Origin of the sequence: Allocoleopsis sp. (assembly GCF_036703385.1) — a bacterium.
Classification (GTDB): domain Bacteria; phylum Cyanobacteriota; class Cyanobacteriia; order Cyanobacteriales; family Coleofasciculaceae; genus Allocoleopsis.
Genome location: NZ_DATNPA010000704.1, coordinates 1 through 9,231 on the forward strand (window position 1 = coordinate 1; position 9,231 = coordinate 9,231).

The window sequence follows — 9,231 nt, forward strand, 5'->3', positions numbered from 1 at the left end:
GGAACAGGGCATAAAAGGCAAAGGCAGCAGCGGTGCTGACTGTACGAACATCTGGCACGGACTTACCCTCATCCTCTAAGGTTGCCCAAGCCTCTTTGCGACCACTAATTGTGCTGTGAACCACGTAGGGAGAACGGTCAAGCAGGGTAGTGGCAGCAGCGGTGAAGGTGCCAGTACGACGGTAGCGCGACTCTTGAGCCTGAAGCAGGGGTTGCACTAGCTGCCGCATTCGAGGGTCAAAGCCAAATTCTAAGCCGTAGAGTAAGAAGGGGTTGCTAACTGTATATTGGTTACCCGACTGTTGGCGGCGTTGAGTTGGCACCTGAACGCCCTCGACTAAGGCGGTTTGATACTCACCACTGACTTGTGAGCGATCGACGTTAAAGCCCCACAACTGAAATGCACGAGCTGCATATTCTTCGTAGCCAAGGCGAGTTTCAGGATTGACTCGTGTCAAAAGTCGCCCATTCTCATCCTTTATCGCTCTGGCGCTCCAGAGAAGACCATCCTGTACTACTTGTGAGTACGACCACTCCAGCACAATTTGATCGACGGCTTTCGTGTATTCAGGATGGTAGTTCTTCAGGGTATATAGCGCTGCCAGTACCCGCCCAATATCAAGAGCCGACCAACCTGTTCCCTCTGCGGTGGGATTGCAGCTATCCTGTGTGGTGGGATTACCGCCATAATCTACAGGCTTCAACGTCTGGGTATCGTAGCCCCGTTGGGGTAACTGTCCAGCAAAAAGAGACAGCCTCTTGAGAGCGCCTAATAAATGGCGAGTGCGATTGTCAAATTCTTGGGCGGTGATAATGTCAAGGGCGCGTGCTGCATTTAGAGCTGCTAGATAATCCCCCAATCCCCATAGTGTTGCACCCTTCATGCCAGCGCGGTCATTAACCAGTCCAGTCTTAGATTGATAATTGGCTTGAAAGTATTGCCAAGCTGTCTGGGCATAACGCCGTTCCGGAACTGTCAGGGGTCTTGCTAGCTTAGGATAAGTCGAAGACTGAGGTTTCCCTACTGGAGGAATAGGGGCAACAGCAATGGATGTTCCATCCCCCTCCGTGCTAGCAGGTGGGGTAGGTGGGCTAGCTGAGGGCGCAGCGCTTTGTGCCCCTACTGGCGGGTTCGCAGTAGCGGTTGGGGTTGGGGCTGTTGTTGGGGACGCGGCTGTGGTTGAAGCATTACCACTGGGCTTTCCTGGCGCAAAAGTAACCAAACTTGGTCCGATGAGTGGGCGATTGCCCCTAGCTTTGTAATACAAAATCTCTAGAATTAACCCGTTAGTATTGCCGGTCAGCGATTTATTCGGTTGCTTCGTTTCTTCGTAAAGCCCAGCGTAGAAGCCAGCCCCATCAGGGCTACGCAAATCTTTTACAGCATCAAAAACTTTCTGAGCGTAGGCATTGTCTGGGTAAAGATAGCGCCAACCAAATGCGGCTTTCGTACTGATACTGCGTAGCTGCGGGAAGGGTTTATTTTCATCGGTAATTGTTGCCCACGAATTGCCGTTGGAGTAAACCGTGTTGTATAGAAAATAAGGTTCTCGATCAATATTGTCTTCTGATACAGAAGTCAGCTGCCCCGTGGAATCGAAACGGCGCTTTTGTGCTTCTAAAACATTGGCAGCATAATCTTTTAAATACCCTTCCAAACCAAATTCAATACCATCTAAAATGTAGGACTCGCTGACAACATAGTTGTTAGCCTGAGTGGTTTGATAATCACGGGTATCAACTGGAACTTTAACACCGTTAACTTCCACAAACTTATAAGGTTCCAGTGCTAGCGCTTTAGAGGCTTTAAAGCCCCAAAGTTCAAAACCCCTAGCCGCATACTCCTCATAGCCAAAGCGTCCTTCTTGCACCAGCAACGTGCTGCCATCCGGTCGAACGATCGCACCGTAGAGTTGGTCATCTTTTAGCGATCGCTCAATTTTCCACTTGGATACAATGCCCTTCATCCAATCTTTGTACTGTGGATGACAGGTGCTGATAACATGAAATGCTGCTAACATACGACCGAGATCCAAAGCAGACCAGCCCAGCCCTCGCTCCACAGGCTTATTGTTGTAATCACTCATCTCCCCAGTTGCCGCGTTATAAGCTTTGTTCGGCAAGGTATTCTCAAAGAGTTTGAGGTTGTTAACAGTTTTCAAGAACTGGTTGAGGCGTGAGTCAAATTCTTGCTGGTTGATTAAATTCAGCCAACGTGCGGCATTCAATGCCATCAGGTAATTGCCCATGTCCCAGAGCGTGCCGGAGGGATAGCCTCCAACTGAATTCGTAAATCCCGTTGCTGGCTGATAGTTTTTAACAAAGTACTGCCAAGCCGCTTTAGCATAGACCTGCTCCTCTGGCGTCAGGGGACTGGTAATCTGGGCACAGGCATTAGCCGCAGCCGTTGGTGTTTGAGCTAGGCTTGGCTTTGGTACAAAAATATTTAAAAAAGATTGTGACACTGCCCCTACCAAGAAGAGGGAAATCAGCTTTGACAAGTTTGGCTGATGGTGTTTTTGCATGATTGTTAAAGGTTGGAAGGTTGAAAGGTTGGAAGGTAAACGTTAAAGAAGTGAAATGAGTTATTCTCTGAGCGGTTGACCTTGTAACCTGCAACTTATCGAGATGGCTTTACACCTGCCCATACAGTAAGCGGCTTGCCTACTTTCTTGTAGAGCAAACTTTCGAGCATGACGCCGTTATTGTTTGCCGTCAAAGCTTTATTGGGTTGCTTTAAGGATTCGTAAAAGCCGTTGTACCAGCCTTTATCAGCTTTCAGATTGGTTTGGACAAAATCAAATAACTGCTGAGTGTAAGGCGTGTTGTAAAGCACATGCCAACCTAATGCTGCTTTAGCACTGAGAAACCTTAAATCGTTATGCTTTTTCCCTTTATCTACGATTGTTGCCCAGGCTTCACCATTGACAAATAACGTGCTGTAAACAAAATAGGGATCGCGATCGAGGTTATCTTCTGTAACAGCAGTTAACTGTTTGGTAGCTTGGTAGCGAGCCTCTTGAGCTGCTAAGACGCGATCGGCATAGGCTTTGGGCAAGGATTGAAACCCGGTTTCAATGCCATCCAGAATATAGGGTTCACTCAGGACGTAGTTATTAGCACCAGATGTTTTGGCATCCCGTTTATCGTAAGGAACGCCTTTGCCGTAGAGATTGACAAAGGCAACATTAGATTCATAATCCAGTGCTTTCTCTACATCCAAACCCCACAGTTTAAAACCATAAGCCGCATAATTCTCGTAGCCTAATCGACCTTCTTGGTTGAGCTGTTCTTTACCATTGACATTTGCAGTGCCATACATTTGACCCTCTTTAGTAAGACGCTCAACTTGCCAATGTTTCCAGACGGCTTCTGTTTGTGGCTGCAACTGCGGATACTTAGCTCCCACAATTTTGAGCCAGATCGAGTAATTGGCTCAACTCCCCCACCCCAGAAGCAACATAAGGAGTCTGAGTGGTGGTGACTTCCTTCTGAGTGATCGGGGTACTGGGTAACTTTATAGATCGCGTGTCCCATTTAACGAGAGTTGTTGCCCCGTCAGAGGTAGCTGTTTGAGAAGTAGATGCTTTAGGCGGTGGTACAGAAGCCGCCTGAGAAAGGTGACTGGACAAGAATTCCAGCCCTGCGCTCGCTGCAACCTCAGTAACTCCCCTCCGACAACAGTTAGTATTGACAAGCCCTTGGGAGGGGGCTCGAAATCAGAATTCATGTTGATACACCTCACTAATGACAGCTAAGCCCTGTTGCTTAATAGAGTTCCCAATTTTTTCCTTTCAGGAACAGCTCTCACAAAAAAGTCCTAAAATCTGATCCGCCGTTGCCCTGTGACGGATTGATTGTTGTACGCACTTCCCCCGGTATCTTGTTTGGGGACATTTGAGAAGCCATAACCAAAGTCAGCTTCTACACTGGGCGAGAAGCCGTGGCTCTGTAGATGTAGAGGCTGGCAGTTGGCTAGAGCGCCGGTTCACTAATAATCAAGAGCCTGATTTTCCGTTGAAGATGAGCGCCAGAATGACCATTTTTAGTTATGGCTGGGATTACTGAACCGGTGCTCTAGGTGGTGGCGATTGCTGGGGGGGCGGTGGCGGTGGTAATCGCCACCCAGAATTGAAGTTTTCTGGCGCAGCCATTAACTCAGGTAGTGGTTTTGAGGGATAGTGCAGCTCAACTGAGGAGCCTTCAAAACGGCTGGCTTCCCGCTGCCCTAGCGCCAATTCCTACAGAGGATAGCGAAAGGTTAAGAATAATTTCCTTAAACAATATAGATGTTGTTTTAGTCTTAGGCTGAATTCCGTGCAGGCAGGAGAGTTGAGGCATTGCTAAGAAAGTTGAACCCTCGTAAGTCCGGACTCATAAAAGACTTCAAGTCTGAGACAATCAGAAACGATCGCAAAAACAGAGCAATCATCCCCACGTTTCCTCAATTAGAGAATTTTTTTTGACCACTAGGGAGAACACTGTATGAAATTGGCTTACTGGATGTATGCAGGCCCCGCCCACATTGGTACCTTGCGCGTCTCCAGTTCTTTTAAGAATGTCCATGCCATCATGCACGCGCCGATTGGAGATGACTATTTCAACGTCATGCGCTCCATGCTAGAACGCGATCGCAATTTTACCCCAGTGACGATCAGTTCCGTAGACCGGAATGTCTTGGCACGCGGTTCCCAGGAAAAAGTGGTGAACAACATCACCCGCAAGGATGCCGAGGAAACCCCAGACTTGATTGTTCTCACACCAACCTGCACCTCCAGCATCCTGCAAGAAGACCTGGAGAACTTTGTCCAACGGGCACAGTTGGATGCTAAAGGGGATGTGATGCTAGCGGACGTGAACCACTACCGCGTCAATGAACTGCAAGCCGCCGACCGTACCCTGGAGCAAATTGTCCAGTTCTACATCGCCAAGGCACGCAGGCAAGGCAATCTGCCAGAAGGCAAAACGGAAAAGCCCTCCGTGAATATCATCGGCATTTCTTCCCTCGGTTTCCACAATCACCACGATTGCACCGAACTGAAGCGACTGATGGCTGACCTCGGCATTGAGGTCAATGAGGTCATTCCAGAAGGTGCTTCGGTTCACAACCTGAAAAATTTGCCCCGCGCTTGGTTTAACCTCGTGCCTTATCGAGAAATCGGCTTGATGGCAGCGCGTTATCTGGAACAAGACTTTGGGATGCCTTATGTGGACATCACCCCGATGGGTGTTGTGGAAACAGCACGTTGTATCCGCAAGATTCAGCAGATACTCAATGCTCAAGGTGCTGATGTCGATTACGAAGAGTTCATCAATGAGCAAACCTTGTATGTTTCCCAAGCGGCTTGGTTCTCTCGTTCCATTGACTGCCAGAATTTAACCGGTAAGAAAGCGGTTGTGTTTGGGGATAATACCCACGCGGCGGCGATGACCAAGATTTTGGCGCGGGAGATGGGTATTCACGTTGTTTGGGCTGGGACTTACTGCAAGTACGATGAAGAGTGGTTCCGCGAACAGGTAAGCGAATACTGCGATGAAGTGATTATCAGTGATGATAACGGAGCCATTGGAGATGCGATCGCTCGTGTTGAACCCTCTGCTATCTTCGGCACCCAAATGGAACGGCACGTCGGCAAGCGTTTAAACATCCCTTGTGGTGTTATTGCTGCACCCGTTCACATCCAAAACTTCCCCCTGGGTTATAAGCCGTTCGTTGGTTACGAAGGCACGAACCAAATTGCTGATTTGGTCTACAATTCCTTCACTTTAGGAATGGAAGACCACCTATTAGAAATTTTCGGCGGTCACGATACCAAGGAAGTGATTACCAAAGGTATTTCTGCTGATTCTGACCTGAACTGGAATAAGGAAGCGCAAGCCGAATTGAACAAAGTTCCTGGTTTTGTTCGTGGTAAGGTGAAGCGCAATACCGAGAAGTTTGCACGCGATCGCGGTTTCAGTGAAATCACCCTGGAAGTGATGTATGCGGCGAAGGAAGCTGTGGGTGCGTAATTAGACGCAGCTATAGCGTCAAGCAAAAATTGCATGAGAGTGTTCCCTTGGGGGGACACTCTCTTTGCTGTCTTTAAGTAGCCTGTAGGAACGGGTTTGGCGATAAAAATGGCACAAACTAACTCTAGTCAAGTAAGACTTTATACCAGATTTATTTCCATACTGAAAGCAATTCAGTATCTCGGCTTTTTTGTCGTAGTTGTCTTGAGCCTCTTTTTTTACTTTGTTAGTGGGTATGTGACTATATCACCATTCGGCACTATTTTCATTGTTTATATTCTTTTACAAGCAGTAGTTGGCTGTGGGATTGTCTACATTTTTACTCAAGGACTGATAGCGATCGTTGACCTTCTTAGCCGTATAGAACACAATACACGGCCTTTATGAGCTGAAGCGCTTTTGATGCTGAACGAAAGGATTAAGTAATAAAAGACTTATGCAGTTAATAGATTAGTTTTTTGATACGTAGTGATCAAGGCGACTGAAAATTTATCCCTTCCGGTCGTGGCGCTGTTATTAACGGTGATGCTTCTATTAGTAGTTGCAGAATTGCTGGGATTACGATAAATTTTCTACAGAGAAAAATGCTAATGCCGTTTTCCCAAGTAACTGACTCAAAAAAAGTAACCTTTTGTTAGATTATGTAACTAAATTGTTACTTAGCTAAACACAGTTTTTGAGCTATCTTTGACAAAAGGGACTCCCGAAAATCGAGCAAAAAGACTGGTTTCAACTCAAATAAAAACCGCTCAAATTAAGGAGCTTTAAGTTCATGAACATCACCAAGACTGAACTGAAAAATGAACTGCATCTGGAATCGGTTGACGAGGTGACGAAAGCTCAACGGCAGCTTAACCACCCTAATATCGAGGAATCTGTCCTCAATCCAGTAGAGGCAAATGAAGTCCGCCGATACTTTCATTTACTAGGAACGGGTTTGACGCCTCAAGAAGCAGAACAGCAAGCAAAGCTTGCGACTTCAAACCATAGTATCAATGGAAATGGGCAAAATACTGGTCAACCTGCTCATACTAATCCAGCCTCAAAGATTGAACAGATTCTGCAAAATCAGCAGAACTTAGCTCGCACGTTGTTGGAACTCAGCCATAAACAAGCGGAGTTGTTAGAAGCAAAATCTTGGACACAATTTCAAAGTACTTATGCTAGCAATTTAAATAATGATATTAGTAAATTTACTGATGATATGACAGCCTTGTTTTCTGTCATGAATTCTAATATAGAGAATGCCGAATTCATTTCGACGGAGGAGTATGAATCCCTCCCTTTCGATTTGAGGCCCAAGACGCTTTCTCTCGACCAATTACCCAGCGCTTAGTCGAGTCAGAACAGCGTCTCCTGAATGCCTCCGAGCAAATGGGCAAAGAAGTATCAGACTTCACCGTCCAAAAAGTGCAACAGGGGCAAGTCAGTCTGATGAAGCGAATTAATAGCGCTTGGATTACTGGGGTGATTGCCGGAATTTCTGCTGGCGTCTTGATGGCCTATATCAGCTGGGAATCTAATGGTAGGCAAGGAAAGCTAACCGAATATATTTCCAGTTCCCTACTGTTTTCTTCACTGATTACAATTTCCACAATGGCTGGGGCATCAGTGGGATTTACCCAAGCTCTGAAGAGGAAATTTGAATCGGCAAAAAATAGCTAAACATCAGCTCTTGCACCGCTCTGGGTAAGGGCGGGCAAGATACCCATCTTCTGGGAACATCCCATCAGATCCCCCCTAGCCCCCCTTAAAAAGGAGGGGGAACAAATGGAGGATTTAAAGTCCCCCTTGTTAAGGGGGATTTAGGGGGATCTTCTAAGTGTTGCACTATTTTATGAAATTGGTATTGGTGGTCTGTTAGCTAGCTTGTGATGGGTTTGTAGTGAGAACTTTAGTCCTCTATTAGGGCAGAGTGTGGCGTTGAAAGAAATCCCAAATCGTCTGGCTTGCGTTAAACCCAAGGTCAGTGTTGAACTTATTAACACTCGCATCTTGAGAGGAACCACCAGGCCACAAATGCCCACCATTTGCTACAGCCATCAACGTAACTTCTGAGCCACTGCTACAACCTGGGTACTGAGAGACTTTCACCTTGAAACGAGAGCGGGGGTTAGAAGTCGGTAATTGTTGGACTTTTGGCGCTGAGGAACATTGATTAATCGTCTGCCAAACGTTTATCGTGTCTGGGATAGAAATGAGCGCTCCTCGTTGACTCTTATCGTCATCACCTTCATAATGTACCGCTAGATCGTTTGTCCCGTTGATCATGAGCATCGAAACAGGAGTTTTAGGTTGGCATTTGGCTTGGAGTCGAACTGGGAGAGAGCCAGCCACCGATGCAACAGCCGCAAATTGATCGGGTAACTCACAGGCTAAATCTTGGGCAAAGATTGCTCCCTTGGAGAAGCCAGTCGCATAGATTCTATGGCTATCGATGTTTCTAGTTTGTTTGAGATGATCGATTAATGCTGTCACAAATGAAACATCATCTACTTTTCCAGCGGAACTACCTCTAAGGTTCCAGTTATGGTCAATCCCATCGGGATAAACGGCAATGAACCCTTTTTGCTCTGCCAGTTTATTGAAGCGAGTAACATCAGCGATGGAAGCGCCAGTGCCCTCATGACCATGAAATACCAGAACTAAGGGCATGGGACGCTCAGGATTATAAGAGCTTGGAGTGTACAGCTTGTACTGGCGTAGCCATCCTTGATTGTTTATTTGCCCAGAATCATTACTATTCAAAATTTTGGCCTCAGGTCGGCTACCTTCCTGGGCTTGAGTTGACCGCAAGGCGGCTGTTAAACTCATGGAGAGGAGAAAAACAAGTGTTGCTAGAGGAAATAGTTTTTTAATAGAGGTATTCACGGTCGTTAATCAATCCAATTTTTTGATAAAAAGCAGTTTTATCTTGTAGTTTACAAACAAAATTTTAGGTAAATGTTCCACCATGAGAGATACCTGCTGTTGAGAGCAGTACTTCTCAATATTTAGGTATACTAGATGGCTAAGTCTTTCTCAGGATGTACTTACACTGACGAATGATTATTAAAAATTGTTTCCTTGAGCCTACATCATGCTTCGTCCTTCCACGCGATCGCCTGCGGCACCAGCTCTCGCTGAGCGCACGGCTAGAGGTACTCGTATAGTCCTCTAAAGTTGAGAGGATTGGAATTCTCCCTGTTCCCTAGGGCAGAAGCCCAGATGAGAGTGATAG

General features: G+C 46.6%; 6 protein-coding genes and 1 pseudogene. 3 read left to right on the forward strand and 4 right to left on the reverse strand.

The window, feature by feature from the left end:
- From V6C93_RS33085 to V6C93_RS33100, 3 genes and pseudogenes are all read right to left on the reverse strand, one after another.
- A partial coding sequence (locus V6C93_RS33085) for a DUF3131 domain-containing protein (RefSeq protein WP_349262920.1) occupies positions 1-2,524 on the reverse strand: 2,524 nt, incomplete at its 3' end.
- 95 nt (positions 2,525-2,619) lie between these two features.
- Positions 2,620-3,729, reverse strand: a pseudogene (locus V6C93_RS33090) (DUF3131 domain-containing protein).
- A 331-nt stretch (positions 3,730-4,060) separates the two neighbouring features.
- Positions 4,061-4,237, reverse strand: coding sequence for a hypothetical protein (locus tag V6C93_RS33100; protein ID WP_333480939.1), 177 nt, complete (start codon positions 4,235-4,237; stop codon positions 4,061-4,063).
- Between the two features lie 247 nt (positions 4,238-4,484).
- On the opposite strand from V6C93_RS33100, the gene bchB reads away from it, so the two are divergent.
- The 3 genes from bchB (at position 4,485) to V6C93_RS33115 (ending at position 7,676) form a co-directional block, all read left to right on the forward strand.
- A complete protein-coding gene (gene bchB / locus V6C93_RS33105; RefSeq protein WP_333480940.1) occupies positions 4,485-6,011 on the forward strand; it encodes a ferredoxin:protochlorophyllide reductase (ATP-dependent) subunit B in 1,527 nt (508 codons plus the stop codon).
- A gap of 772 nt (positions 6,012-6,783) precedes the next feature.
- Positions 6,784-7,347: a hypothetical protein gene (locus tag V6C93_RS33110; protein WP_333480941.1), complete on the forward strand. Its 564-nt coding sequence runs from the start codon at positions 6,784-6,786 to the stop codon at positions 7,345-7,347.
- 38 nt (positions 7,348-7,385) lie between these two features.
- On the forward strand, positions 7,386-7,676 hold the full coding sequence (locus V6C93_RS33115; protein WP_333480942.1) for a hypothetical protein: 291 nt from the start codon (positions 7,386-7,388) through the stop codon (positions 7,674-7,676).
- A gap of 240 nt (positions 7,677-7,916) precedes the next feature.
- On the opposite strand, the gene V6C93_RS33120 is transcribed toward V6C93_RS33115, so the two are convergent.
- A complete protein-coding gene (locus tag V6C93_RS33120) occupies positions 7,917-8,882 on the reverse strand; it encodes an alpha/beta hydrolase family esterase (RefSeq protein WP_333480943.1) in 966 nt (321 codons plus the stop codon).
- Between the last annotated feature and the right edge of the window lie 349 nt (positions 8,883-9,231).